Below are 25,742 nucleotides of genomic sequence, written 5' to 3'. Positions count from 1 at the left end.
CGTCCCTGTTCAGCGAGGCGTCGTCCACCCTTGCTGGTGCCGACACATCAACTGTCGCCAGTTCGCATCCGATGCAATTGGCGGCGCTTGGAACAGCGGAACAGCCGTTGGCGCTAAGGGATTGATCTTGCTGGCTGCTCGGTCTCGGTGAGCTGGAGGACCTGGTCCCGGAGACGCTGCCGGAGGTTGGCTTCCTCCGGTGTGAGCTCATCTTTGATCTTGTTCGGGCAAAGGGCCGTTTGCGAGAGACGCGCAGTGGAGTCGCCGCTCCCGGCCTTGGAGGCACGTCCCAGCCGGACGCTCTCACTTCAGATCGGCGAGGAGGCCATCCAGGGCCCTTGTGAGGGCTGCTGCGTTGGCCGGATCGAACCAGGTGGTGCGGATGCGCTCGTTGTTCCCTTTGGGCGTCTCGTGGTCGGTGGCGAGTTGGTGCAGAGGGCGGGTCTCGTCGTCCAGGGAACGGCCGACGTTCTGGAAGAGGCCGCGCACATACCGCTCGGCGGCGTCGGAGGAGATGCCGTGGCCGGCAGCCCACGAGGTGAGCGTGGCGAGGTAGGTGTAGTGGGCGGTGAGCGTCCCGGTCAGTGCGGAGAAGACGTTGAAGGTGCCCTCGTCCGCGACGGGGAGCGCTCCGCCCAGCTGTTCGAAGAAGGAGTCCACCGCCGGGTGCGTGGGGCAGGTCACGGTGACGGAGCGGCGCTCGCGCACCGCGGGCAGCGGGATGGCCCGGACGATCGGGGCGCCGGTGGCCAGGGTCCGGCGCAGGTCGTCGGTGGCGATGCCGGCCATCACGTTGACCACGGTCTTGTCGTCATCCACCGTCAGCCCGGCGAGGGCCTCGTGGTGATCCTGGCGGCGTACGGCGATGATCACCAGTTCGGAGCGGTCCACCACCTCCTGGTTGTCGGCGCACACCTGGACGCCCTCGAAGCGCTCGGACAGTACGGCGGCGGTGCGGGCCCCCCGGGGAGAGAGGAAGACCTCCGGCGACGCACCGCCCTCGTTGCGCAGGCCTTCGACGACGGCCCGGCCGATCTCGCCCACTCCGATGATGCCGATGCGCTGCATGGTGTCTTCCTCCATGGTTTGCGGTGCCCGTGACCTGTGGTGGTGCGGGTCTGTGCGGTCGCGATGGTTGCCGTCGGCTCCTCATGCGCGGAGTCGTATGAAGCCGGCGTCCTGTCAGTCGCGGTCTTCTCCACAGCAGTGTGACCGCGACGACGCCTGCCAGGCAGGGAATCATTCCGGCCCGGCCCAGCCCAGCGCCGGTGGCAGTCCGGTCGCGCCGGAGGTGTCCTTGATGAGCAGCCCGGTCAGTGCGACGCTGGTGCCGATCATGAGCTTCACGGTCGCGGCGGGGCGGGCCCACGGCTTGCCTGCCTTGACAGCCCAACCCGTCGTGAGCCACGCGAGGACGCCGAGCGCTCCGATGACGGACAACACGACCAGGTAGGCGGTGACGGCCGAGTCGACCGGCGCCTGGGAGCAGTTGGGACAGCCGGCCCGGATGTGGTCGGCCAGCAGATGGGTGGTGCTGCGGTCGACGTACGTGGCGATCGTGGCAAGGGCGGTGAGCGCTAGGCCCGCGTGCATCGCTGCGAATGCCCCTCATGCATGGGATGGCTTCGTCATCAGGGTGCTTCCTTCGTCATCGGTCGACCGGGGCGATACCGTGGCTGCCGTACCGGGCCCCCCGGGCTCCGGTGCCGGGAACGGCGGCGTCGATGCCGCCGAGGTCGATGGCGGTCCGGTGCGGATCGAGGGCGGCCAGGTTGTCGCGCAGGCGGGGGCGAGGGGAGCTGCAGGTCGGGCTCAAGCGGCCGAGGCCGAGTCGGGAGACCGCTGGGCCGTCGGATCCAAGGGTGGGGTGCATTGCCCCTCCGTCACTTTGCCAGGGCCGCGCGGAGGAACTGGAGGATCTGCGCCTGGGCGGCCTCGGCCTGTGGTTCGACGCCGGGCAAGGTGAGGAACGCGTGCTTCGCGCCCGGGTATTCGGAAAGCCGCACGGGCGTCCCTGCCGCGCGCAGCCGCTCGGCGTAACGGCGGCCGTGGTCGGCGAGCGCGTCCTGGGTGGGCACCACCACGAGCGCCGGGGCGAGCCCGCTCAGGTCGTCCGCGTACAGCGGCGAGACTGCGCCGGCGTCGGTTCCCGGCGGGACGGCGAGCTGCTGCAAGAACCGCAGTAGCGGCAGGGCCCGGGTCGGGGCGTACGCGTACTCCGCGATCGAGGCGTAGTCGAACATCGTCTTGGTCACGTCGACTGCGGGGTTGACCAGTACCTGCGCCTTGAGTTCCTGGCCGGCCTCCCGGGTCCGGATGGCAGTCAGGGCGCTGATCAGCGCGCCGCAGCTCTCGCCGAACACGGCCGTGCGCGCCGGGTCGACGCCCCACTGCACGGTGTGCCGCACCACGTGGTCGAACACGTCCCAGCCGTCGTCGGCGGCGTTCGCGAGCGGGCTGCCGGGGGCGAGGAGGCGGTGCTCGACCGAGACGACGAGGGCGGGCAGTCGGGCGGCGAGACGGCTGTTGGTCCAGTCGCACTGCACCGCCGTGCCCACGAAGCCGCCCCCGTGGACATGGACCACGAGTGGCAGGTCGGTTCGGGCTGCGGCTTCATTGTCTCCCGTCCGCGTCGGCCGGTAGACCCGGACCGGTAGGTCGCGGCCGGGCAGCGCGATCTCCTGCCAGTCGATCGCGGCGCCGGGGTCCGGCTCTCCGAGGATCGCCCGCGCCGCGCTGGAGGCCCGGAAGCGGTTCTCCGCGTCGCGGTAGGCGAGCAGTTCCTCGGTCGTGATCGCCGAGAAGTCCGGCTCCGGCGGCCGTGTCACGGCAGTGGTCTCGCTCATGTGCCCTTCTCCCCTCCCGGCCAAGTGCCGGGTGTGTCCTCGCGGTTGAAAGTGCGTTGCCCTCATGATGCACGCGCTGCGTGCATCATCAAGTGCATGGTTTAGACTCAGGCTGGACGAGAGGGGCGAGATGACTGGCCGAAGGCGATGGTCGACCGAGGAGATCCTGGACACGGCGGCGGAACTGCTGCGCACGAGCGACGCCGAGTCGTTCAGCGTGCGCAAACTCGCAGCAGTGCTCGGGACCGACTCCTCCAGCCTCTACCGGCACTTCCGTAACAAGACCGAACTGCTTCGCGCAGTTGCCGACCGGGTCCTGCTGACCGCCATGGACGGCTACCGCCCAAAGGGCGACTGGAAGCAGCGCATCACCGCCCTGGCCCTGCGCCTGCGTGAGGCCTTCGGCGAGCAGCTGCAGCTCGCCGGGGTATGGGGACGCTTTGGCTCCGGCGGCACGGGATCCCGTTTGGTCATGGAGGCGCTGCTGCAGGCCCTACGCGCGTCCGGCCTGCCCGACGAGGAGGTCCCGGCGCGCTACCACCGCATCGTGATCCTCATCGCCTCGCTGATCGCCTCCGAGGCCGGGATCGGCACCCTCACTCCCAAGGAGTACGAACAGGGCATGGAGCAGTTCCGCGTCGCGGTGCTCGGCGCCGACCCCGAACGCTTCCCCGCCCTGTCCCACTTCGCCCGCGACATCCGCCCCCTCGGAGCAGACCGTCGCGCCGCATTCGAAGAGATCCTCGCCGCCCAACTCGCCCACATCGAGGCACAGATCCCCTGACGTGTCGGATCGCCGACGCGCAGCGGCCCGCTCGAACTGCGGCTTCCCGCGGCTTGCGCGTCAATCCTCGGCACCGTCGTCCTCGTCAAGACGGACGGTCGCCGGGTCGCGCAGGGGGTGCAACCCTTCGCGCGGCGGCCGGGCGGCGAAGCTGCAGCGACCCAGACAGTTGAGGTTGGCGTGCTTCGATGGGGAGACACGGGACACGTCCTCGACCAGGACCTCGTGCTTCCGCTCGTGTGCAGGAAGGCTCCGCGAGTGGTCGACGGAGGCGCCCAGGGAGCGGGTGGTCCAGAGCACCGCAGCATTGAGGACCAGGCCGAGCGCGCCGAGCCGGCCCTCCTGCCCCGTCCTGTACGCCTGCATGATCTGTCCGCGCTTGCCGTGGCAGATGTCGCGGGCGAGCTTGTGCCGCGACTCCTGGACGGTGGGCTGCCGGTTCATCTGCCGACGGTAGGTGTCATCGACCGGGTCGACCACGCGAAGCAGGTGCAGGGTCTCGGCGATCCGCCCGTACTCGGCGAACGCCTGCCTCAAAGGCGTAGGCCGTCCCTCGCGGCCGAACATCCGCAGCAGGGCGTAGGCGCGGACCTGTCCGGTCACCAGCGAGCCGGTGCCCCGCAGCATGTCCGGCCAGTGCGCGGTGACCTTGTTCAGGTTCACCTTGCTGTGGGCCGGGTCCTCCAGCGGCCCGTAGCCGCCGGTCTCCGCACCGGGCAGCTCCGCCCGCCAGAACCGCTGGTCGCCACAGGTCTTTGAAGCACGGCGAGAGGTTGTGGCCCGGCATCGTGAACAGCCCGAACGCCGTGTCGGAGTACGAGGCGTTGTCGGTGGCGATCTTCTCCGGCTTCACCCCGGCACGTCCAGCAGCGCGACGAGGTCCCCGGGCAGCGATCGCGCCCGCGTCCACCGGTGGACGACCGCGGGGTGCGCCGGGCGGTTCCCGCACCCGGCGCACCCCGTGGGCAGTGAGGACGTGGTCAGTCGTCGATACGGTCCATCAGCCCGCCGAGGTCCACGAACTTGAAGCCGGTGGACTCCCGGTCGCCCTCGCCGTCGGCCGAGGTGTTGTGGCCGTCCTGCACGACGAGAAGGCCGCGCGGGTACTTGGTGCCGAGCGGGGCGTTGAGTACGGCCGCGCCGTCGCACTCCTCCGAGCCGTCGAGGGTCTGCGAGGCGGAGGTGACGCGGAAGCCGCCCTCGTACTCGTTGTCGTCCTCGAGCTCACGGTCGTACAGGGCGAAGGTGTTGTCCCCCTGGCTCGACGAGAGGACGTATCCGTCGCCGTCGGACTCGGTCAGCAGCGTCAGGCCCTCCACGTCGGCCGAGATCCGGGAGCCGCCGAAGCCGGGGTCGGCGCCTGCTGCGCACTCCTCGGTCTCCTCGTCGTACACGCCCGGGACGCCGTACTCGCGGACCTTGTCGACGAGTTGCGGGGCGGCCGTGAGGTCGGCACGCAGGCGCCAGATGCCGACGTCCTCCTGACCGGCGTACAGCATGCCGTTGGCCGGGTCGACGACCATGCCCTCGACCTGGGGGAGTTCGCCCGGCTCGGCGCACGGGGACCAGGTGGCACCGTTCGGGAGGCGGAAGGCGGACGGCAGGTCGAGCGTGCGGACCTTGCGGTAGCCGACCTTGCCGCCCGTGGCGGCGGTGAGCTCCAGCAGGGCGATGCTGGTGCGTTCACGACGGCTGACCAGCGCGTAGGAGCGCCCGGTCGTGCGGTCGGTCCAGGTGGCCAGACCGTACGCCGTCTGCTGGTCGTTGATCTCGTCCTGCCCGCTGGAGAAGACCGGGGCGGCGGCCGGGTCGGTGATGTCGGTGAGCGGGCCGCCGGGGTGGTCGCGGTCGATGCGGTAGATCCGCAGCCGGTCGTTGCCGCGGTCGCTGGTGACGGCGACGTCGGCGCGCCCGGAGGACAGGCGAAGGCCGCTCACGAGGTCGACGTTGTTGAACCGGCCCGGAGCGTCGTCCGGATCGGCCGACGAGGGGGGCTGGATCGCCTGCACCTGGCGCGCGTCGAGGTCGTACACCCGCAGGCCGGCCTCCTTGGCGGTGGCGATGACCAGGCTGCGGTCGGGGTCGCTCGCGTTGCGCCAGATCGCCGGGTCGTCCGCGTCGGCGTTGCCGCCCGCCTCGTCGTCGTAGAGCGCCGGGGTCTCGGCACGGGGGGTGACGGCGGGCAGCGGGTCGGCCGCAGGCCCGTACGCCTCGGCGGGTGCGGCCAGGGCGAGTGCTGCCAGGGCGGTGCTCAGTGCGAGAGCGGTCGAGCGGAGGGCGTGGTGTCTGGTCACGAAGAGCCTCTCAATGTCCATCTCAATGTCAATGTCGAGAACATGGCAAGCGCAGCGTGAGCATCGAACGGCCAGCTTGACCGCAGGACATGGGAAGGAGACGTTCCGGTGTGCGAGGCATGAACAAGCCGCCCCGTCGTCACCTGTCCGGCCGACCGAACGCGGGGGTGGGCGGTTCGGGCCGATACCGGCCCGGGGCGGGCCCGGTTCGGGCCCGGTGGGACGGTCGTGGTCGACGCACCCGCCCGGGCCGCTTCCGTCACCGGACGATGGACCTGATGTCCAGCCCTGGCAGCCCTGGCAGCCCTGGCAGCTCTGGCGCCCTGACAGTCCTTGCAGCCCGGGCGGACCTCATTCTTCGGGTTCTTCCACGATCACCAGGGTGCCCAGGCTCCCCGGCCGGACAGCATGCCGGGCGCCTGCCGGCACCAGGTGCATCTCGCCCGGCGCCACCGGCACCACGGTGCCGTCAACGGCCGGCTCCAGCCGGCCGTTGAGCACGAACAGCAGCTCGGCGGTGCCGTGCGTCTCCTCCGCGACCGGCAGCTCGTCCATGCGCAGGACCTTCACGCAGGCCGTCCCCGCCCGGCCCAGCGGACGGGAGCGCCAGGCGTCCGGCAGCGCGGCCGCGGTCTCGAACACGTTGACCGGACTCATGACATGCCTCTCCGCGGGCTTCTCCAGCCGTGCGGAGAGAAGCCCGTACATCGCGGTCCATGGATGTCTGGAAGCTGTCCGAGCAGGGACAGGGAGTGGTCGACCGTTCGGTAAAACCTCCCGCCGCGACGGCTCGTGACATCACGACGGAACGGTTCCAGACCCGCGGCAGGTCCGGGTGGGGCGCCGGGCCTCAGGACACGGTCCGGGCGAGCCGGAAGCCGAGGTCGTCGATTGCGAACGAGGGGTGACTGCGGCGGCGCACGGAGGCACCGCAGCCCCGCGTCGACTCGGCCCAGCCCCCACCGCGGAAGATGCGGTAGGAGCCGTAGACCTCCTCGTCGTAGAGATCCCAGCACCACTCCCAGACGTTGCCCAGCATGTCGTGCAGTCCCCACGGATTGGGTGCCTTGCCGCCGACGTCGTGGACCTTGCCTCCGGAGTTGTCCGCGTACCAGGCGATGTCGTCGATCTCCCCGTACCGGTACCCGCTGGTACCCGCCTTGCAGGCGTACTGCCACTCCGCCTCGGTCGGCAGGCGATAGCCGTCGGACGCCCAGTCGCAGGTCACTTCCCCGCTCTGTGCGTCGCGGGAGTACGCCTGGTCCAGTCCGGACCGGACCGAGATCCGGTTGCACACGTCGATCGCGTCGAGCCAGCTGATGTTCGTCAGGGGTGAGGCTCCGCTTGCAGAGGGAGGGAGATCCGCCCCCGTGACGGCCCGGTGGAGGCCCGCCGTGACGGGATACCGGCCGAGCAGGAAAGGCGCGATCTCGGCCTGCCAGCGGGTGCCGCGCCGGTCGTCCCGGAGGTCCACGGTGCCACCGGGGAGATGAACCATCGAGGGGGCCGTCAGGGCGTCGGCGGGTGGGTGCATGCGGTGGGCCTCTCTGTCCGGAGCGACCACGAGGTCGTCGCACGCCCACGATACGGGGGAGGCCCGGGGTGTGAACGCCCCCTGGGAGTACGCCGGTTCCGCAGCCGGCGGCCGGGAGAACGGCTGCCGGGCAGCCGGCCGCGTCAGCAGGTCAACCTGCGACCGAGTCCTTCCCGGCGGCTCGTTCCGGGTCGCAGGCGATCAGGCAGGCCGCGCTGACCAGTGCCATGGCCGCGAAGGCGACGGCGAAGGCGAAGGCGACGGCGACGGGGGCCCCGGAGGCACTGAACAGCCAGGTCACCGCGGCCGGCGCCAGGGTGCCGAGGAGGCCGGCCGTCTGGAAGCTCATGGACGGACCCGTATGGCGGACGCGGGGTGCGAACCAGCCGGAGACGAGCGTGCCGATCGAGGCGTACGCGATGGTGCCGGCGAGCATCGGCAGACACATGGCCAGCCACAGCCCGGTCACCGAGCGAGTGCCGACGAGCCAGAACATCGGGAAGGCGACGACCGGGTGGAGCAGGATGCCGGTGAGTGTCACTCTGCGGAGTCCGAAGCGGTCGGCCGCGAGGGCGGCGAGCGGGGTGCACACGATGACCACGACGGCTGCGGCCGTGCCGGCGCCCGCCGCCTGCGCGTCGGTGAAGCCGAGCCCGGTGAGGGCGTACGTCGACATGAAGGTGCCGACGACGTAGCAACCGCCGACGGTGACGAGGAAGGCACCGGAGGCGAGCTGCCAGGTCTTCCAGGCGTCGCGGACGACGGCGACGAACGGTGTCGCCTGCTTCCTCCCGGATCCGGGCTCCCCGGCAGTGCCCCGCGCGCGGCAGAGCCGAGTCTCCTCGGCCGGCATTCGGGTATTCGGGTGCATCGGGCAGGGAGACGATGTCGAAGAGCACCAATTGGCCGTTGCTCTCTGGTGAGGGACAGTTCCGCCGTGTAGCGTTGCTGTCAGATGTCGTGGTTCGCAGTACCTGCCCGCGCTCCGGCGTGGGCGTTTCGCTGTGCAGTGCCTGAGGACCAGGGCGATCACCTCCGGGTCCGCGCGGTGCGGATCCGATATCGACTGAGAGGCACCAGCATGGCCAGCGGAACCGTCAAGTGGTTCAACTCCGAAAAGGGCTTCGGCTTCATCTCCCAGGACGGCGGCGGACCGGACGTCTTCGCGCACTACTCCAACATCAACTCCTCCGGCTTCCGTGAGCTCCAGGAAGGCCAGACGGTCACCTTCGACGTCACGCAGGGCCAGAAGGGCCCGCAGGCGGAGAACATCACCCTCGCCTGATCCGGCGTCAGGCACACCAGGCCCCCGGAGCGCATGCTCCGGGGGCCTGGTGCGTCCGCTGGGGCAAAGAGCGAGGCCGCCGCTCACTCGGGTCCCCACGGCGCCCGATGCGGGTGGGGCCGCAGTCGACGCAGAGGGCGACGCCGTCGTTCATGGTCACCGCGAGCGGCCGGGCGAGTGTCTGGGATCCCAGACAGTAACGCCGCGCGGCCACTGACGGCGGAGCCCCGGATTCCGGCTTGATGGAGTCATGAACGAAACCTTCGTAGGGGTCGGCCCCCTCTCCGTCGCCGATGTCGTGTCCGTCGCCCGTCACGGAGCCCGCGTGACGCTCACGCACGAGGCTCTGGGCGAGATCTCGCAGAGCCGCAAGGTGGTCGAGAACCTCGCCGGCGACGTCGTACCGCACTACGGCGTCTCCACCGGCTTCGGCGCCCTGGCCACCCGCCACATACCGGCCGAGCTGCGCGCCCAGCTCCAGCGGAGCCTGGTCCGCTCGCACGCGGCCGGTTCCGGACCCGAGGTCGAGCGAGAGGTCGTACGGGCCCTGATGCTGCTGCGGCTGTCGACCCTGGCGACCGGCCGCACCGGTGTGCGTCCCGAGACCGCCCAGGCCTACGCGGCCCTGCTCAACGCCGGCATCACACCGGTCGTCCACGAATACGGTTCCCTCGGCTGTTCCGGCGACCTCGCCCCGCTCGCCCACTGTGCCCTGGCCGTCATGGGCGAGGGCCAGGTACGCGACGCCCGCGGCGACCTCATGTCCGCAGCGGACGCCCTCGCCGCCGCCGGGATCGCGCCCGTCACCCTGCACGAGAAGGAGGGCCTGGCCCTCATCAACGGCACCGACGGCATGCTCGGCCAGCTCGTGATGGCCGCCCACGACCTGCACCTGCTGCTGCGCACCGCCGACATCGCCGCCGCCATGAGCGTCGAGGCGCAGCTCGGCACCGACGCGGTCTTCGCCGCCGACCTCCAGGCCCTGCGCCCGCACCCCGGCCAGGACGCGAGCGCGGCCAACCTCCGTGCCCTCCTGAACGGTTCGGGAATCGTGGCGAGCCACCGCGGTCCCGAGTGCACCCGGGTCCAGGACGCCTACTCGCTGCGCTGCACACCGCAGGTGCACGGCGCCGCCCGCGACACCCTGGCACACGCCGAGACGGTCGCCGGCCGTGAACTCGCCAGCGCTGTCGACAACCCGGTGGTCACGCCGGACGGCCGCGTCGAGTCCAACGGCAACTTCCACGGCGCGCCCGTGGCCTGTGTCCTGGACTTCCTGGCCATCTCCGTCGCCGACGTCGCCTCGGTCAGCGAACGCCGCACCGACCGCTTCCTCGACGTCGCCCGTAACCACGGGCTGAACGCCTTCCTCGCCGACGACCCCGGAGTGGACTCCGGCCACATGATCGCCCAGTACACGCAGGCCGGGATCGTCTCCGAGCTCAAGCGCCTCGCCGCACCCGCCTCGGTCGACTCCATCCCCTCCAGCGCCATGCAGGAGGACCACGTCTCCATGGGCTGGGCAGCCGCCCGCAAGTTGCGTCGCGCCCTCGACGGGCTGACGCGGGTGGTGGCGGTCGAGCTCCTCACCGCGGCCCGCGCCCTCGACCTGCGCGCACCTCTCGGACCCGCCCCCGCGACGGCGGCCGTCCTGGCCGACCTGCGCCGCCACGCACCGGGCCCCGGCCCCGACAGGTACCTCGCTCCCGAGATCGAGGCAGCCGTGCAGTACGTGGCCCGTGGCCAGGCTCTCGCAGCCGCCGAAGGCGTCACCGGACCGCTTCGCTGAGAACCCGGCCCCGGCCCTTCCCCGCTCTCCGCCGCCGGCCTCGGCCGGCGGCGGAAGGCCGTTCGCTCCGGACGCCCCGCACAACCGCCGCGCCGGAACGGGGCGCCGGTTCCTCGGGCCCTACGACGCCCGGGCCCCTGCGCCCGCACCGTGCGGCGCGTCGGCCACTCCGCCGATACGACGGCTCAGCTGATTCGCGGTACGGGTCACCTGCGCGGCGATCCGCTGCTGCTGCCCGGGCCCGACCTCCTGGGCCGGGAAGGTGACCGCCACGCCGGCGACCGGGTGTGCGGTGTGATCGAGAACAGCGGCCGCCACGGACGAGAAGCCCGCCGTCACCTCGCCGTCCTCCGTGGCGTACCCGCGCCGGCGTACCTCCACGAGGAGATGACGGAGCGCGGTCAACGATTCCGGTCCGGCCTCGTTGCGCAGCACGAAGGCCGAAGAGTCCGGGAACAGCGCTCGTACCTGTGCCTGCGGCAGGCGCGCCAGCACCGCCCGGCCGCTGGCGGTCAGGTGCGCCGGCAGCCGGACACCGACCTCTGTCACCAGGGGCGCCCGTCCCGGCGCCCGTTCCTCGATGACGTAGATGACCTCCCGGCCGTGCAGCACGGCGAGATGGGCGTTGTGCCCCGTGCTGTCGACGAGTTTCGCCAGCGGCACCCGCGCGAGGCGCTGGAACGGTGCCTGGCGGCTGTAGCCGGACGCCAGCTCGAAAGCGCTGACCCCCAGGCCGTAGCGCCGTTCCTCCGGCAGGTGCACAACGAACCCCTCGCGCGCGAGGGTGTCGAGCAGGTGGTACGTCGTCGACCGGGGCAGCCGGACATCACGGCTGATCGCCGCAGCCGGCACGGGGCCGGCCTGGCCTGCGAGATAACGGAGAACGGCCAGCACCTGAGCGGCAGCTGGAACAGAGGACATAGCGTGAGATTACGTCCGCCGGGCGGTCTGATCGCGTACCGCTCGACCGTCGTCCGGGATACGGGGCGCCATACAGCCGACGGCACCGACCGCACACACATGGCCTGGAGGTCCCGACGGAGCCGCAGCGTTCTCCGGTGAGCGCTCCGGCCGGCCGGCGGGCGGGGCTGCGCGCGTTTCGCCGTGGTGCTTGTCCCGGGCGGGCCCCGCCTCCCCACCGGGGAGACGGGGCCCGTACGCATCGGGATCGGTCAGTGGAAGGTGATGTAGCCGTTGCCGTCGCGGTCGTTGCCGCTCTTGCTGTAGGAGTGGACGTCCGCGCGGCTGCCGGAGGGCTTGTACAGGTAGATCGTGTCGCGGTCGTTGTTCCACAGGAAGTTGCAGTTGTCGCGGTAGACCACGTTGTTGGCGTCGGAGTCGGTGCCGTTGCCGCCCCGGAGCTTCACGTAGTCGCCGGGCTGCAGGTAGTGGTTGGCGGTGAACGCGAAGCGGTTGCCGGTGGCGTCCTTGACGACGTAACCCTTGAGGTTCACAGTCGCCGAGGACGAGTAGTTCTTGACCGTCAGGTATTCCTCGTCGGTGTTGCCGGAGGAGCAGCTGTTGGAGTCCCGGCCGGGTGCGTCGTACTGGACTCCGCGGACCTTCAGCGCCGAGGAGTACTCGGCGGCCTGGGCCGGGGTGGCGGCAAGGACGGCCAGTGCGCCGGCCGCTATGGACACCGCGATGACAGGGTGCTTACGCAAGAGAGGTCCCCCCTCGATAGTGCTGATGAGCGGCAGAAGCTTACAGACACCATGAGCAACTGGTTGAACTTCCTACGTTTCCGTCCCGGACCTCAGCGGCGCAGCGCGACGGCGTACCGCGCGCCCGGGGCGTCACCGCGCGGCGGGTGATCCGGCCGGCTGTTTTCGGCCGGTGATGCGGGGCACCCGGCCGGGGAAGCTGCCTCGACCGGCAGCATGCCGTCAAGCCGGTCGGGACACCTGTCCGGCGCCGTACGACAGGCGCCGCGGCCGGCGGGGACCGCGCGGGTGTCGACCGGGAAGGGACTGCTCTTCATGTGCCGATGGCTCGCCTACTCCGGAACCCCTGTCCTGCTCGGCGACATTCTGTACAAGCCCGCCCACTCCCTGATCGACCAGAGTCTCCATTCGCGGATGGGGGTCGAGACGACCAACGGCGACGGGTTCGGCATCGGCTGGTACGGGCCCGACGCGGCCACACCGGCCATCGTCCGGGACACCGGCCCTGCCTGGAACAACCGCAACCTGCAGGAGATCGCGGACCATGTCCGCTCATCGCTGTTCTTCGCCCACGTCCGCGCCTCGACCGGCACGGCCGTGCAGCAGTCGAACTGCCACCCCTTCCGCCACGGCCGGTGGATGTGGATGCACAACGGTGCGATCACCGACTTCCACCGGATCAGGCGCGACCTCTGTATGGCCATCGATCCCGCGCTGTTCTCCTCGCTGGAGGGGTCGACGGATTCGGAAGTGATGTTCTACCTGGCGGTCACCCTGGGCCTGGACCAGGACGCCCCGGGTGCCGTCGCCCGTATGGCCGGGCTGGTCGAAACGCTGGCTCTTGAGCACGGCGTGGAGTTTCCCCTCCAGATGACCATCGCGGTGACCGACAGTGAGCGGCTGTGGGCTTTCCGGTACTCGAGCCAGGAGGCGTCGCGGTCGCTGTTCGTCAGCAGCAGGGTGGAGGCCGTGCGGGCTCTCCACCCCGACCTGGCTTTCCTGCAGGGGGTCTCCGACGAGACCCGCCTCATCGTCTCCGAGCCGTTGGGTGATCTTCCGGGGGTCTGGAACGAACTTCCCGAGAACAGCTGCATCGCCGTCCAGCCGGGTGAGGACGAGCTGCTGCCCTTCGCGCCACAGCCCGTGTGACAGGTGTGGCCCGGCAGGTACGGTCCGCCGAGTCCCGCGCGCCCCGGGCCATGGCGGTGCAGGCGAAACCCGGATGACCCGGCCTGCCCGAACCGTGCAGGATCCGGGTATGACGAAGAAGCAGAACGTGAAGGCGACACAGCAGGACGCCACGGACGACGACCACGACCACGACCGCGTCCTGCGTCGGCTCGACCGGGCGGTCGGCAGGGGCGACCTGGTGCGCGTCCACCGGTCGATCCGTTCCGCGGACCGGATCGAGGGCTTCGTCGTCGGCACGACCCCCGCCTGGACCCTGCTGGCGCCCTGCACGGACGTTCAGCTCGACGGCTGGGCGGCGGTCCGGACCTCGGACATCACCAGGGTCCGTCGGCGGGGTGACGGAACAAGCCTGACCGTCAGAGCACTGCGCCGCCGGGGGCAGTGGCCGGTGCGTATGCCCGGTCACGCGGTCCCACTGGACGACCTGCCCGCCCTGGTGGAGGCCGCCTGCCGCGACTTCGGCCTCATTTCGCTGCATGCCGAACGGCACGTACCGGACGCCTGCTGGATCGGCACGGTGACGGGCCTGCGGCCCAAATCGCTGCGGTTGCGAGAAGTCGACCCAGGGGCGCGATGGGCCACCGACGCGACGAAGTTCCGTCTCAAGGACATCACCCGAGTGGGCTTCGACGGCCGGTACGAGCGGACCTTGCGGGAATTCGCCGGCCCGTGCCGCTGAACCGGCGGCGTCCGGCTGCCCGTCCCGCGACAGCTATGTATGACGTGCAACCTTATGAGGACTCCACCGGTCTTCTCCGTGACTGCCCACGTGACCGCCCGCGTGGTCGCACCCGTGAGGAGACCGTCATTTCCGCGATACGCAAGGCCCTGACCGCCACCGCCGTCGCCACCGTGGTCCTGGCCGGCTCCACCGCCTGCGGCACGGTGGAGAACCTGTCCGCCGGGCAGAAGCTCGACCGGGCCTTCGACAAGCTCGGCAAGGAGCACTCGCTCTCCTTCGAGCTGGACCTGGACGCCGACGCGAAGACGCTGAAGGCGCTTGACGCCGAGGCGGAGCCCGGCGAGGAAATGCCGGACGAGATGGCCGAGTTGTTCAGCGGCGCGCGGATCTCCGTCTCCATGCGGTCCAAGAAGCCGTTCGACGAGTCCGACGACAAGGACTTCACCGGCATGGCCGTCAAGTTCAGCGGTCCCGGCGGTGACTTGTTCGAGTACCGGATGGTCGGCGAGTACACCTACTTCCGTGCCGATGTGGACGCCTTCGCGAAGATGACGGGCATCCCCCTGCCGTCCGCAGGAGAACTGCCCGAGAGCGCCGGTGCGTTCAAGGAGATGCTCAGTGGTCAGTGGGTCAAGGTCGCGACGGAGGAATTGAAGAAGACCCGCGACGAGATGGAGGAGATGCGGGCGCCGGAAGGCGGGAAGCCCTCGGCGGAGCCCACGCTCGACGCGAAGGTGCAGAAGAAGCTCATGAAGACGCTCCGGGAGGTCATCGCCCGGGAGGTCGACTTCAAGACCTCCGAGGGGGAGGGCGGCACCGAGCACATCATGGCCACCGCCCCCTTCCGCGCTCTGCTGACCGAGCTGTTCGACGAGATCCGCCCGCTGGCGGAAGAACTGCCGTCGGGTGCCGGGCTCCCCACGGCCGAGGACCTCAAGGAGGCGCCGGACAAGAAGGTCACAGCCGACTTCACGCTCAGGAACGGGGCGCTGACCGAGGTGTCCGTGGACCTGGCCGAGCTGGCGGAGAACGCGAAGGTCGAGAAGTTCGCGCTGGTGCTGCGGATGGGCAGGGGCGAAAAGGCCACGGCTCCGGCCGGAGCCACCGAGGTGAAGCTGGACGAGCTGGCGGAGGGCTTCTTCCAGGGAGTCTCGGAAGAGATTTTCGCGGAAGAGGGTTTCTCGGAAACCGCCCAGGGATGACGTCCGGTTCCCTGGCGGATCGGGATCTGGTACGGGACCGGCGTCACTGCCCGGAGGTGAAGGAGCCCATCACCACGCAGCCCATCACCACGCCGTCGTGCGGCGATGGCATGACATTGCGGCGAAACCGCCGGGGCATCCGCGGGGGCATCCAGCAGACATCGCGCGACGGCTCGTGCGATCCGTTCGGGCAGCTGTTGTGGACCTCATCCGCATTGTCCGGCGCATGTCTTTCCAGAAGCACGCGTACCGGTGGGCGCCTTCCCCCAACCGGGTGGGCGGCCCCGCAACGACACTGCGCCGAAGCGCTCGACCCGTTGCGCGTGCGAGGGTGGCCACGGCTCGCAGCAGCACATGACGGAGGATGTCCCATGTCGAAACCACCGCTTCCCGAAGAGGCAGTCGCGATGTTGACGAAGGCCAATCCGGCCGTTGTCACGACTCTGCGCCCGGACGGCCAGCCGGTGTCCACGGCCACCTGGTACCTCTGGGAGGACGGCCGGGTACTGGTCAACATGGACGAGGGACGCAAGCGCCTGGAGTATGTGCGCAACGACCCGCGGGTGTCGCTCACCGTGCTCGACGAGGGCAACTGGTACACGCACATCAGCATCGTCGGGCGCGTCACCGAACTCAGCGAGGACGAGGGGCTGGCCGACGCCGACCGGTTGTCCCAGCACTACCTCGGCAAGCCGTACGCACAGCGGGACCGCCGCCGGGTCAGCGCGTGGATCGAGATCGACCGCTGGCACGGATGGGGCACCTTGAAGGACAGCGACCAGCCCGGTTGATGCTTGCCCGGCCTGACCGCGACCGTGCCCGGGGGCCGTCCTCGAAGAGGATTCCGCTCGCGGGCACGGTCGCGAAGGGGCGGCAGCGGTGGGCGCAGGAGGCGTTCCACCCGCCGCAGCCCTGACGGGAGTTGCTGGGAGCGGTGGTCCGCTCGGCGGTCTCCGGAGCCGGCGCGGGCAGGAGTACGCCTACGGCCGCCCCGTCACGGAGCTCGTCGGGGTGGAGGACGTGCCTCTCACCGGGCAGGCAGTGCCGCTGCTCACCGCGGTGGTGAAACGTCTGTACGCCCGTGAGGGTCATGCCGATCGCGTAGGTGTCGTGGCGGTGCGGCGTTCGCGGGGCACGGCCGGGATGTTGCCCCGACGGTGACGAGCACGGTGGCCGGGGCGGTACGGACGCAGCCCGGGGCGCCCCGGGCGTGAGCGGTGCCGGGGGCTCCGTCCGGCCCGGCGGCGGCCCATGCGCTGCTCCGGCAAGCGGCTCGGCCGACCCGAATCATTCCGTCGCAAACCTGAGCGATAAGGTCGTGTGCGATTGCGCCGGCCGAACCAGGACGCGGGCGCAGAGGCGGGCAGACTGTCGATCACAGCACTCCGCACAGCCCGTCTTCCCCCGTCCTCCGCTCTGCCCCTGCCCGGCCCCCGGCCGCCTCTCCCGGAAACACCTCACATGAGCATCGGCACCGCCCCGCGTCCCGAACCCGCCCAAGCCGTCCCCGAACCCGCCCAAACCGCCATCGAGGCGCCCCGCCGGCGCAAGGCGGCCGGGCGGGCTCCGGCCCGGCCCACCCCCGGGGCCGCCTTCCACAGCGTCAGCGCCGCGACAGCCGTCCTGCTGGGACTCGTCGCGATCGGCGCGATGATCCACGAACCGGTCCTGATACCGCCGCTGGCCGCCAGCGCGGCCCTCGTGCACAGTGCCCCCACCCTGCCGCTGGCCCAGCCCCGCAGCGTGGTCGTCGGCCACCTGCTCGGCGCCGCCGTCGGCTACGGCGTCCTGGCCGCAGCGGGCAGCAGCGCATGGGCCGCCGCCGTGGCGGCCGGTGTAACGCTGGCCCTGATGATGGCCGCCCGTACCCCGCACTCACCCGCCTGTGCCACTGCCGTCGTCATCGTGCTCCAGACTCCCGCGCCCGCCCGGTTCGTCCCCCTCCTGCTCGGGGCCACCGTCCTTCTCGTCCTGACGGAATACGCCGCCTCCCGCATCCGCCGCACGGCGCCGAGGTACCCCGCCTACTGGTGGTGACCGCCGACCAGGTGGGGGCGAGGACCTCACTTCCCTGTGTGCGGTCTCTCGGCGCAGGGAGGCATGCCGCCCCCGTCACCAGGGCGTACGGACCGGCTCAGCGGCACCGGCAGTCGGTGCGGCCGTGGCCCCGGTACGGCGCGTCGGCCTGTGTTGCCGCACCGGGCCATGGGGGTGAGAGCCGATCAGCGGGCGGCGGTGAGGACGGCGTCGGCCATCGCCCGCTCACCGGCCGCGTTGGGGTGGAACGGTGCGGCGGCGCTGGTGAAGAGAGGCTCCATCCAGCGGGTTTTGGCCGGCTTGCAGATGTCGTGGCCGACGGACTTGGTGTAGGTGTCGACGTACTGGGCGCCGTGCGCGGCGGCCTGACTGGCGATCATGGTGTTGAGACGCTTGTGGGTGTCTCTCAGCCAGGGGGCGTCGCCCTTGGCTATCGAGACGACCGAGGGGCAGTTGCTGCCGTCGTCGGGAAGGATCGCGGGGTAGCCGGTGACCAGGATCCTGGCCCGGGGGGCGCGCTGGCGGATGCCGTCGATGGCGGCGGCGACCTTGGGCGCGGTGGCGTTGATGGTGGAGGCGAGCTGGTCGGTGCCGGTCCAGGTGTAGCTGTTCTTGCAGGGCGAGCCGACGGGATTGAACACTCCGAGGCTCACGCAGCGCAGGATGATGTTGGCGAAGCCGATGTCGTTGCCGCCGATGGTCAGGGTGACCAGGCCGGTGTCGGCGCTCAGCGCGTCGAACTGCGGTGGTGCGGAACTGTTCTGCGCCGAGGTCATGTGCACGGTGGTGGCGCCTCCGCAGGTGACGTCCTTGTGGGCGGTGGGCGCGAGCGCGGCGTTGACCAGGGCGGGGTAGTTGCGGTTGGAGCGTGTGCAGGCGGAGTCGACCTGGTCCGGAACGCCGGCTCCCGAGGCGTAGGAGTCCCCCAGAGCGACATAGCGGTCGACCGGGGCTTCCGCGGCAAGGGCGGGGCTCGCGCCGAGGGCCGTCGTGGTGGCCAGGACGGCTGCGGTGGCGGCGAGAAGGGTGCGGGTGCGGCGGCTCGATGAGACTGATCGCATGGCGCTGCCTCTCATGGCGAAGAGAAGGAGTGGACGCCTTCTGCCGCCGGGAAAGGCCGGAAGGCGTACGAGACCGGCGGCAAGGCGGTCCCGTTCGCCTGCCGTCGAAGGTGTGAGGGCACTGCGCGCAGTTACTGGCCAGTTGTACTGGCACGTAATATGTGGCCGGAGTGACGGGCAGTCAAGACGTCCGGCAGCAGATTGTTCAGTCCGCGTTCAAATTTCCGGGCCGGGCCCGGCCGCGTGGGGGCGTTCCCGGCTCGGCGCCCCGAACTCCTGTCAGTGCGCCGGACCGGCAGGGCGGCACAGCGCTTCACGGTGCTTCACCACGCTTGCGGAGAAGCACGGTTCGATACGGTGGCACTGCTCCGCGGCCAGGGTGACGAGTCATGGGTCGTGTCGGCGGGCCCGGAGTCGGTGACGGCCAGGGGGCGAACTGCGGCTGCTGGCCGACAGCCTGAGCGCCGGATCGAGCGCGCCGGATCGAGCCCCGCGAGAACTGTTCAGGAACTGGACGTATCAGTGCGCCGATACGCCAACCGCCGCTGCCGGGATACCGAGACCCGGCAACAGGTCCCCGACGTCGCCGGCCTCCCGCGGGAGCGGGGCGTGCTGCCGCCAGGGAGACAGTGCCCTGAACCGCCCTGTACGGAAAGGCGTTCCAGTCGCGCAGGGTGGAGCGAGCCAGGATGATCCTCGGACGCCGCCACACGGTGGGCGCAGCTCGCCTGCGTCGCGCTCTCGGAGCCCCACCGCTTCGGCGGGGCCCTCGCCCGGTCGGGCTCGTTCTGGTGGCCCAACGGGCCGCAGGCGGAGTGGCTCACCGGCCGCATCGCCGAAGAACCGCGCCTGCCGGTGCGTTTCAGGCTCTCCTTCGGAGAACACGAATGGGTGGCCCTTCCCGCGGCCCGGTGCCTTCGCGAGGTCCTCGTCGCCGCCGGTTACGACGATGCTGCCCACCGCGAGTTCGACGGTGGTCATGACTGCCTGTGCCGGCGCACGGAACTGGCGGACGGCCGGGGCGGCGCTCACCGGCACGCACACCGTGCCGCTGCGCGCCGCCCCGGCGACCTCGGTCACGCGCGGCCGGCCGGGTCCTGGTCCTGGACCGCCTCCGGGGACCTCGTCGGCAACGGCACCCCGGACAGGCGGGGCTTTTCCGGGGTGCGGCGACGGGTGATCCAGACTGCCAGGGGTTCGGTGTAGCGGGCGGTGAGCGGACCGATCACGACCAGGATGAGGACGTAGGCGGTGGCCAGCGGTCCCATGGCGGGCTCGATCCCGGCGGTCACCGCGAGGCCGGCGATGACGATGGAGAACTCACCGCGGGCGACCAGCGTGCCGCCCGCGCGCCAGCGCCCCTTGACCCCGACGCCGGCCCGCTTCGCAGCCCAGTAGCCGGTGGCGATCTTCGTGCACGCGGTCACCACTGCGAGCGCGAGCGCGGGCAGCAGCACCGGCGGGATGCTCGCGGGGTCGGTGTGCAGGCCGAAGAAGACGAAGAACACCGCCGCGAACAGGTCCCGCAGCGGACTCAGCAGCGTATGGGCGCCTTCGGCGACCTCGCCGGACAGGGCGATGCCGACCAGGAACGCACCGACCGCGGCCGACACCTGGAGCTGCTGCGCGATCCCGGCGACCAGCAGGGTCAGGCCGAGGACGACCAGCAGCAGCTTCTCCGGGTCGTCGCTGGAGACGAAGCGCGAGATCAGCCGGCCGTAGCGGACGGCGACGAACAGCACCGCGCCGGCGACGCCCAGGGCGATGGCCAGCGTCACGCTGCCGGCGGCCAGACTCACCCCGGCCAGCAGGGCGGTGATGATGGGCAGGTACACGGCCATGGCCAGGTCTTCGAGGACCAGGATGCTGAGGATCACCGGGGTCTCGCGGTTGCCGAGCCGGCCCAGGTCTCCCATCACCTTGGCGATGACGCCGGACGAGGAGATCCAGGTGACTCCGGCCAGTACGACCGCGGCGACCGGACCCCAGCCCATCAGCAGCGCGGCCAGGGCGCCGGGTACGGCGTTGAGGGCGAAGTCGACCAGCCCGGCGGAGTACTGGGTCTTGAGGTTGGAGACGAGGTCGCTGGCGGTGTACTCCAGCCCCAGCATCAGCAGCAGGAGGATGACGCCGATCTCGGCGCCGATCGCGACGAACTCCTCACTCGCGCCGAGGGGGACGAAGCCGCCGGTGCCGAAGGCGAGTCCGGCCAGCAGGTAGAGAGGTATGGGGGAGAAGTGAAAGCGGCCCGCGACCCGGCCCAGCAGGCCCAGGCCCAGGATGATCGCGCCGAACTCGATCAGGAAGACTGCGGAGTGCACAGGCGATCAATCCCGTCCCAGTATCGCGGCGGCCGCGTCGACGCCCTCACGGGTGCCGATCACGATGAGGGTGTCCCCGCCGGCGAGGCGGAAGTCCGGAGCGGGTGAGGGGCGTGCCTCCGCACGGCGCAGGACCGCGACCACCGACACACCGGTCTCGGTGCGCATCCGGGTCTCACCCAGCACCCGGCCGTTCCAGTGGGAGTGCGCGGACAGCTCGATCCGCTCGGCGACCAGGCCCAGATCGGTGGTGTGCAGCAGGTTCGGGCTGTGATGGGCCGGTGTCAACGCGTCGATCAGCGACGCCGTCTCCGCACCCGTCAGATGCAGTGACTGCGCACACGCATCCGGATCGTCGGCCCGGTAGACGTTCACCGTCCGGGTGCCGTCCCGGTGCGCGATCACCGACAGATGGCGGTGTTCGCGGGTGGTGAGGTCGTACTGGACCCCGATTCCGGGCAGCGGTGTCGTACGCATCCGTGGAGCAGGCACAGCCCGTTCCCCCTCTGTCTGTTCGTTCTCGGCAATGGCGGTGCGCCGCGCGGCGGGACCGGACAGGCGACCGAGCGCGGCGAAGGCTCATGTTGCCAGGTGCGAACAGAACCGGAATACGGGTGCCGGCACGGATGGACAAGAGGCGCCGCGCGTCCCACGCCTGCCTGCCGGGCGGCTTCTCCGGTGCGGGCTTCAGCCGGACTCCGGGGTCACGGATTCCCGGCAGGCTTCACGGCCGGGCACGTTCGCGCGGCTTCTCCGGGCACCGGTCCGCGGTGCCGAGTGCTCCGGCGAGCGCGGTGGCGGCGATCAGCAGGACGAGGACGACGGTCATCGCGAGCCGGAGGCCGATGTGGTCGGCGAGGAACCCCAGGGCGGGCGGGCCGACGAGGAAGGCGACGTAGCCGGCGGTGGCGACGGCGCCGACCCGTGCCGCGGCGTCGTGCGGATGGTCGCCCGCCGCGGAGAGGGTGACCGGGAACCCGAGCGAGGTGCCCAGCCCCCACAGCACGGTGGCTCCGCCCGCCACGAGCGGGCTGGGCGAGACGATCACCAGCAGCAGCCCGGCCGCGGCGGTCACCGCGCCGAACCGCACGACACGGACCCGGCCGAAGCGTTCCAGGAGAGGGCCACCGGCGAATCGGCCGAGCGTCATCGACGAGGCGAAGGCCAGGAAGGTCAGCGAACCGGCGGTGGCGCTCACGTGGTAGCCGTCGACCATGAGCAGGGGCAGCCAGTCGTTGGCGGCCCCTTCCGCGAAGGCCATGGCCAGGACGATCACTCCGATGAACACCAGCCGCCGGTCCCGCCACACCCGTATCTGCCCGCGCAGGCCGCCGTGTCCGGGCGTATCGCCCACGGCACCGGCCGCCTCCCTCCCCACGCCGTGCGGGAGCGACAGCACGGCCCGGACGCCGGCGGCGGCGACGAGCACCGCGACGGCCGACAGGTGCGGGCCCACGGGGAACCGCGCCGCGGTCAGACCCATGCCCAGCAGCGCCCCGGCCACCGTGCCCAGGCTGAAGCAGCCGTGCAGTACCGGCAGGACGGGGCGGCCGACGATGCTCTCGACGGCCGCGCCCTCGATGTTGGACGCGACCTCGGCCAGCCCCATTCCGCAACCGAAGAGCGCCAGCCCGCAGAAGACGCCGCTCGCGAGCGACAGGCTCGTGCCGGCGGCGGTGACCAGGAGACCGGTGACGATCAGCGCCGCGCCCGCGCCGATCGTCACTTTGCACCCGTAACGGCGCACCAGGGGGCCGGAGGCCGTGACCCCGGCCATCGAACCGGTGGAGAGCCCGAACAGCACCAGCCCCATCGTGCCGGTGGACGCGTCCAGCACGTCCCGGACCGCGGGGGTGCGGGCCACCCAGGAGGCCATGCCGGTGCCGGCGGCCAGCATGAAGAGGAACAGTCCGGCGCGTCGGCGGCGGGTGGCGGAATCCATGGCGTCGGGGCCTCGGCAGACGAATAGAGGGCTAGGAGCGTACGATCGTACGCCTTGGAGTGTACGATCGTACGCATGACGGACCACTTCGCGGGAGACCCCCGTACCAACCGTGAGCGGATGCTCGCCGGAGACCTCTACATCGCCGACGACCCCGACATCGCCGAGGCCCAGCAGCGCGCCGTGCGCCTGACCGCCCGGTACCAGGCGGCGTACGCCGAGGACGCCGACGCAGCCCGGCCCGTCCTCACCGAGCTCCTCGGCGGTCTCGGCGCCGGCGCCCACATCCGGCCGCCGCTCTTCGTCGACTACGGCACGTACATCACGGTCGGCGAGGACACGTTCATCAACTACAGCCTCACCGCTCTGGACGTGGCCCCCATCACCATCGGCCGCGACTGCCAGATCGGCCCGAACGTGCAGCTGCTCACCCCCACCCACCCCGTGGATCCGGAACCGCGCCGGGACAAACTGGAGGCGGCCGAGCCGATCGTGATCGGCGACAATGTCTGGCTCGGCGGCGGGGCGATCGTCCTGGCCGGGGTGACCATCGGGGACAACAGCGTCATCGGCGCCGGAGCCGTCGTCACCAAGGACGTACCCGCCAATGTGGTCGCTGTGGGCAATCCGGCCCGGGTGATCCGTTCGATCTAGTACAGGTTCCAGTGGAGGAGCACACCGTGGCGACCGGACAGAACGACCCCGAGCGGCGGGAGCGCATCATCACCGCCGCGCTCGACCTGATCGCCGAAGAAGGGGTCGCCGGCACCTCGCACCGCAAGGTCGCCGCCCGCGCCGGAGTACCGCTCGGATCGATGACGTACCACTTCGGCAGCATGGACGAGCTGCTGCGCGAGGCGTTCACCCGCTTCTCCAGCAGCATCGTCGCCGTCTTCGAGGAGCGTCTCGGGGCCGCCACCACACCCGACGAGGCCCGTGAGGCGATCGCCGACCTGGTCCACCACCTGTCCAGCGGCAACCAGCGCGAACTGGTCCTCACCCACGAGCTGTACACCCTCGCCGCCCGCAAACCCGCCTACCGCGAGCTGACCCGGGAATGGATGAGCCGCAGCCGCCGTGCCCTGCGGTGGCACTTCGACCCGGCGACGGCCCGTCAGCTCGACGCGCTCATCGAGGGCCTGTCCATCCACCGTGCCCTGGAGACCGAACCTCACGACCGGGCCCTCACCCTGGAAGCGATCACCCGCATCACGCAGGGCGGCGGCGCGGCCGCCTGACCCCCGAAGCCCCTGGCCGGCACCCCACCTGACCGAGGTGCCGGCCAGGTTCTCCCCGTACCGGCCCGGCGCCGACCGGATGCGCGTACCACTCACCCGCCTCCAGCGGCTGAACGGTCCTCCCGGCCGAGGCGTCGCGCGGTCTCCCTGCGACGGCGCTGCTCGGCGATGTCCGCCACGGGGGCGGAGAGCATCAGAGCCCGGGTGTAGGGGTGCCGCGGCTCGGTCGTGACCGTGCGGGCGTCGCCCGTCTCGACGATGTTCCCGTGGCGGATCACCGCCACCCGGTGGCTCATGAAACGTACGACCGACAGGTCGTGCGTGACGAAGAGGTAGGAGACACCGGTCTCCTCCTGGATCTCCAGGAGGAGGTCGAGGACGGTCCGCTGAGTGGTGAGGTCGAGCGCGGACACCGGCTCGTCGCAGATGACGAGCCGGGGCCGCAGGGCCAGCGCGCGGGCGATGGCGACGCGTTGGCGCTGGCCGCCGGAGAACTCGCGGGGCAGACGGGCCGCGGCGTCGGAGGGAAGGCGGACGCGGGCGAGCAGGTCGCCGACCCGGCCGCGTGCCTCCCTGGCGCTGACGCCGTGGCCGAGCAGGGGCTCGGCCAGGGTGTCCCCGATGGTGAGGGAGGGGTTCAGGGAGGTGTAGGGGTCCTGGAAGATGACCTGGAGGTCGCGGCTCAGCCCGCGGCGGCGGGCGACACCCGCCTGGTCGATGCGTTCTCCCGCGAAGGTGACGGTTCCCGACCGGACCGGTACGAGACCGAGGACCGCGCGGCCGATGGTGGTCTTGCCCGAGCCCGACTCACCGACGAGGCCCAGGGTCTCGCCGGGCCGGATGTCGAGCGAGACACCCTTGAGCACCTCGGTGCGCGGGGCGCGCCAGCCCTTGCCGGGGAAGGAGACCCGCAGGTCTCGCACGGAGAGCAGTGCGTCCGGGAGGGCGGTGGCTTCGGTGACGGTCATGCGGTGGTGCTCCTCGCCTCTCGGGGCTGCCAGGGGGCGCGCGCCGGGGCCTCGTCGAGGACGGCGCCGAGCAGGGTACGGGTGTAGGGGTCCCGGGGGGTACGGAGCACCTGCTCGGTGGTGCCGGTCTCCACGATCCGGCCGGCGTTCATCACGGCGACACGGTCGCACAGGTCCGCGACGACGCCGAGGTTGTGGGTGACCAGGAGCACGCCGAGGCCGCGGTCCCTCTGCAGACGGCGCAGCAGGTCGAGTACCTCTGCCTGGACACGTACGTCGAGTGCGGTGGTGGGCTCGTCGGCGATGAGGAGTTCGGGGTCGCAGGACATCGCGCCGGCGATGAGGACGCGCTGGGCCATGCCGCCGGAGATCTCGTGGGGGTACAGGCCGAAGGCGCGCCCGGGATCGGGGATCTCCACCAGGCGCAGCAGGTCGACGGCGCGGCGGGCCGCTTCCTTGCGGGAGATGCCGAGAGCGTGGCGCATGGGCTCCATGAGCTGGCTGCCGATGGTGAAGGCCGGATCGAGGTTGCTCATGGGTTCCTGCGGGACGTACGCGACGGTGGTGCCCCGCAGCGCCCGGTGGGCGCGTTCGGGCAGGCCGACGACTTCCTGCCCCTTGACGGTGATGCTGCCGCCGCAGACCCGTCCGCCTTCGGGCAGGATGCCGAGGACGGAGAAGGCGGTCTGCGTCTTCCCGGAACCGGACTCGCCGACCAGGCCGACGATTTCACCGGCGCGTACGTCGATGTCGACACCGTGCACGACTTCCCTGCCGGTGCCGTCCGGCTGCGTGTAGGCGACGGTGAGACCGCGTACCGGCTGGTTCACCCGCTCGACCTTCTGCGTTCCGCTGAGGGTGCGGTACGAGCGCGCCCACCGCGCTGTCGCGTCCTGCCGCCTCT

The 25,742-nt window shown here is 70.9% G+C and carries 27 protein-coding genes and 2 pseudogenes; 11 read left to right on the top strand and 18 right to left on the bottom strand.

Translation table 11 applies throughout. The features are described from left to right. Window positions 1-303: 303 nt before the first annotated feature. The 4 genes from ACWD0Y_RS30035 to ACWD0Y_RS30020 form a co-directional block, all read right to left on the bottom strand. Entirely contained in the window at window positions 304-1,068 is a 765-nt protein-coding gene (locus tag ACWD0Y_RS30035) for an NAD(P)-binding domain-containing protein (protein ID WP_450263452.1), read from the bottom strand. Between the two features lie 171 nt (window positions 1,069-1,239). Continuing rightward, a complete protein-coding gene (locus ACWD0Y_RS30030) occupies window positions 1,240-1,593 on the bottom strand; it encodes a hypothetical protein (protein WP_450263451.1) in 354 nt (117 codons plus the stop codon). A gap of 55 nt (window positions 1,594-1,648) precedes the next feature. Beyond that, window positions 1,649-1,816 (bottom strand): hypothetical protein, encoded by a 168-nt coding sequence (locus ACWD0Y_RS30025; RefSeq protein ID WP_450263450.1) that lies wholly within the window; start codon window positions 1,814-1,816, stop codon window positions 1,649-1,651. A gap of 67 nt (window positions 1,817-1,883) precedes the next feature. Then, on the bottom strand, window positions 1,884-2,846 hold the full coding sequence (locus ACWD0Y_RS30020) for an alpha/beta hydrolase (RefSeq protein ID WP_450263449.1): 963 nt from the start codon (window positions 2,844-2,846) through the stop codon (window positions 1,884-1,886). A gap of 130 nt (window positions 2,847-2,976) precedes the next feature. Between ACWD0Y_RS30020 and ACWD0Y_RS30015 the strand changes: the two genes are divergently transcribed. Then, on the top strand, window positions 2,977-3,630 hold the full coding sequence (locus tag ACWD0Y_RS30015) for a TetR/AcrR family transcriptional regulator (protein WP_450263448.1): 654 nt from the start codon (window positions 2,977-2,979) through the stop codon (window positions 3,628-3,630). Window positions 3,631-3,690: 60 nt separating this feature from the next. Here ACWD0Y_RS30015 and ACWD0Y_RS30010 read toward each other — a convergent pair. The 5 genes and pseudogenes from ACWD0Y_RS30010 to ACWD0Y_RS29990 form a co-directional block, all read right to left on the bottom strand. Continuing rightward, window positions 3,691-4,486 (bottom strand): annotated as a pseudogene (locus tag ACWD0Y_RS30010) (Tn3 family transposase); the annotation flags it as partial. A 124-nt stretch (window positions 4,487-4,610) separates the two neighbouring features. Further along, window positions 4,611-5,945 carry a phytase gene (locus ACWD0Y_RS30005; RefSeq protein WP_450263447.1) on the bottom strand — a complete coding sequence of 445 codons (1,335 nt, stop codon included), beginning with the start codon at window positions 5,943-5,945 and terminating at the stop codon, window positions 4,611-4,613. A gap of 330 nt (window positions 5,946-6,275) precedes the next feature. Next, window positions 6,276-6,581: a cupin domain-containing protein gene (locus ACWD0Y_RS30000; RefSeq protein WP_450263446.1), complete on the bottom strand. Its 306-nt coding sequence runs from the start codon at window positions 6,579-6,581 to the stop codon at window positions 6,276-6,278. Window positions 6,582-6,774: 193 nt separating this feature from the next. Next, window positions 6,775-7,458, bottom strand: coding sequence for a formylglycine-generating enzyme family protein (locus ACWD0Y_RS29995; RefSeq protein WP_450263445.1), 684 nt, complete (start codon window positions 7,456-7,458; stop codon window positions 6,775-6,777). Window positions 7,459-7,609: 151 nt separating this feature from the next. After that, a complete protein-coding gene (locus ACWD0Y_RS29990) occupies window positions 7,610-8,311 on the bottom strand; it encodes an MFS transporter (RefSeq protein ID WP_450263444.1) in 702 nt (233 codons plus the stop codon). Window positions 8,312-8,539: 228 nt separating this feature from the next. On the opposite strand from ACWD0Y_RS29990, the gene ACWD0Y_RS29985 reads away from it, so the two are divergent. After that, complete coding sequence (locus ACWD0Y_RS29985) at window positions 8,540-8,743, top strand: cold-shock protein (RefSeq protein WP_069925601.1); 204 nt, start codon at window positions 8,540-8,542, stop codon at window positions 8,741-8,743. A gap of 250 nt (window positions 8,744-8,993) precedes the next feature. Continuing rightward, window positions 8,994-10,532 (top strand): histidine ammonia-lyase, encoded by a 1,539-nt coding sequence (gene hutH / locus ACWD0Y_RS29980; RefSeq protein WP_450263443.1) that lies wholly within the window; start codon window positions 8,994-8,996, stop codon window positions 10,530-10,532. A gap of 120 nt (window positions 10,533-10,652) precedes the next feature. Here the strand turns inward: hutH and ACWD0Y_RS29975 are convergent, their stop codons facing one another. Next, a complete protein-coding gene (locus tag ACWD0Y_RS29975) occupies window positions 10,653-11,453 on the bottom strand; it encodes an IclR family transcriptional regulator (RefSeq protein ID WP_450263442.1) in 801 nt (266 codons plus the stop codon). 251 nt (window positions 11,454-11,704) lie between these two features. After that, window positions 11,705-12,196, bottom strand: a complete 492-nt coding sequence (locus tag ACWD0Y_RS29970) for a lamin tail domain-containing protein (protein WP_093797277.1) — start codon at window positions 12,194-12,196, stop codon at window positions 11,705-11,707. Window positions 12,197-12,511: 315 nt separating this feature from the next. Here ACWD0Y_RS29970 and ACWD0Y_RS29965 point away from each other — a divergent pair, with 315 nt between their 5' ends. From ACWD0Y_RS29965 to ACWD0Y_RS29950, 4 genes are all read left to right on the top strand, one after another. Beyond that, window positions 12,512-13,345: a class II glutamine amidotransferase gene (locus tag ACWD0Y_RS29965; protein ID WP_450263454.1), complete on the top strand. Its 834-nt coding sequence runs from the start codon at window positions 12,512-12,514 to the stop codon at window positions 13,343-13,345. A 109-nt stretch (window positions 13,346-13,454) separates the two neighbouring features. Then, complete coding sequence (locus ACWD0Y_RS29960; protein ID WP_450263441.1) at window positions 13,455-14,066, top strand: hypothetical protein; 612 nt, start codon at window positions 13,455-13,457, stop codon at window positions 14,064-14,066. A 173-nt stretch (window positions 14,067-14,239) separates the two neighbouring features. After that, window positions 14,240-15,271 (top strand): hypothetical protein, encoded by a 1,032-nt coding sequence (locus ACWD0Y_RS29955; protein WP_450263453.1) that lies wholly within the window; start codon window positions 14,240-14,242, stop codon window positions 15,269-15,271. A gap of 371 nt (window positions 15,272-15,642) precedes the next feature. Further along, window positions 15,643-16,062 carry a PPOX class F420-dependent oxidoreductase gene (locus ACWD0Y_RS29950; RefSeq protein WP_450263440.1) on the top strand — a complete coding sequence of 140 codons (420 nt, stop codon included), beginning with the start codon at window positions 15,643-15,645 and terminating at the stop codon, window positions 16,060-16,062. Here ACWD0Y_RS29950 and ACWD0Y_RS29945 read toward each other — a convergent pair. Next, complete coding sequence (locus ACWD0Y_RS29945) at window positions 15,992-16,363, bottom strand: hypothetical protein (RefSeq protein ID WP_450263439.1); 372 nt, start codon at window positions 16,361-16,363, stop codon at window positions 15,992-15,994. The two genes, ACWD0Y_RS29950 and ACWD0Y_RS29945, sit on opposite strands and share 71 nt — an antisense overlap. A gap of 369 nt (window positions 16,364-16,732) precedes the next feature. Between ACWD0Y_RS29945 and ACWD0Y_RS29940 the strand changes: the two genes are divergently transcribed. After that, window positions 16,733-17,308: an HPP family protein gene (locus tag ACWD0Y_RS29940; RefSeq protein WP_450263438.1), complete on the top strand. Its 576-nt coding sequence runs from the start codon at window positions 16,733-16,735 to the stop codon at window positions 17,306-17,308. A gap of 185 nt (window positions 17,309-17,493) precedes the next feature. On the opposite strand, the gene ACWD0Y_RS29935 is transcribed toward ACWD0Y_RS29940, so the two are convergent. After that, window positions 17,494-18,369: an SGNH/GDSL hydrolase family protein gene (locus tag ACWD0Y_RS29935; protein WP_450263437.1), complete on the bottom strand. Its 876-nt coding sequence runs from the start codon at window positions 18,367-18,369 to the stop codon at window positions 17,494-17,496. A 726-nt stretch (window positions 18,370-19,095) separates the two neighbouring features. Between ACWD0Y_RS29935 and ACWD0Y_RS29930 the strand changes: the two are divergent. Then, window positions 19,096-19,386: pseudogene (locus tag ACWD0Y_RS29930) on the top strand (enterochelin esterase); the annotation flags it as partial. A 59-nt stretch (window positions 19,387-19,445) separates the two neighbouring features. On the opposite strand, the gene ACWD0Y_RS29925 reads toward ACWD0Y_RS29930, so the two are convergent. The 3 genes from ACWD0Y_RS29925 to ACWD0Y_RS29915 form a co-directional block, all read right to left on the bottom strand. Next, on the bottom strand, window positions 19,446-20,690 hold the full coding sequence (locus ACWD0Y_RS29925) for a cation:proton antiporter (protein WP_450263436.1): 1,245 nt from the start codon (window positions 20,688-20,690) through the stop codon (window positions 19,446-19,448). A gap of 6 nt (window positions 20,691-20,696) precedes the next feature. Further along, window positions 20,697-21,182: a cation:proton antiporter regulatory subunit gene (locus ACWD0Y_RS29920; protein ID WP_450263435.1), complete on the bottom strand. Its 486-nt coding sequence runs from the start codon at window positions 21,180-21,182 to the stop codon at window positions 20,697-20,699. Between the two features lie 232 nt (window positions 21,183-21,414). Next, the gene (locus ACWD0Y_RS29915; RefSeq protein ID WP_450263434.1) at window positions 21,415-22,632 is read right to left on the bottom strand and encodes an MFS transporter; all 1,218 of its coding nucleotides are present in this window, start codon (window positions 22,630-22,632) and stop codon (window positions 21,415-21,417) included. A 75-nt stretch (window positions 22,633-22,707) separates the two neighbouring features. Here ACWD0Y_RS29915 and ACWD0Y_RS29910 point away from each other — a divergent pair, with 75 nt between their 5' ends. Together ACWD0Y_RS29910 and ACWD0Y_RS29905 are read left to right on the top strand one after the other, a co-directional pair. Then, the gene (locus tag ACWD0Y_RS29910; RefSeq protein WP_450263433.1) at window positions 22,708-23,286 is read left to right on the top strand and encodes a sugar O-acetyltransferase; all 579 of its coding nucleotides are present in this window, start codon (window positions 22,708-22,710) and stop codon (window positions 23,284-23,286) included. Between the two features lie 26 nt (window positions 23,287-23,312). Further along, complete coding sequence (locus tag ACWD0Y_RS29905; RefSeq protein ID WP_450263432.1) at window positions 23,313-23,870, top strand: TetR/AcrR family transcriptional regulator; 558 nt, start codon at window positions 23,313-23,315, stop codon at window positions 23,868-23,870. Window positions 23,871-23,962: 92 nt separating this feature from the next. Here the strand turns inward: ACWD0Y_RS29905 and ACWD0Y_RS29900 are convergent, their stop codons facing one another. Then, on the bottom strand, window positions 23,963-24,838 hold the full coding sequence (locus ACWD0Y_RS29900) for an ATP-binding cassette domain-containing protein (RefSeq protein WP_450263431.1): 876 nt from the start codon (window positions 24,836-24,838) through the stop codon (window positions 23,963-23,965). Then, window positions 24,835-25,742 (bottom strand): ABC transporter ATP-binding protein (locus ACWD0Y_RS29895; protein WP_450263430.1); only part of this gene is annotated, 908 nt, incomplete at its 5' end. The genes ACWD0Y_RS29900 and ACWD0Y_RS29895, both read right to left, overlap by 4 nt.

The sequence above is a fragment of the Streptomyces altiplanensis genome, from assembly GCF_053591575.1.
Note: the sequence above shows the minus strand (reverse complement) of the source record. Positions and strands in the feature narration are given on the sequence as shown.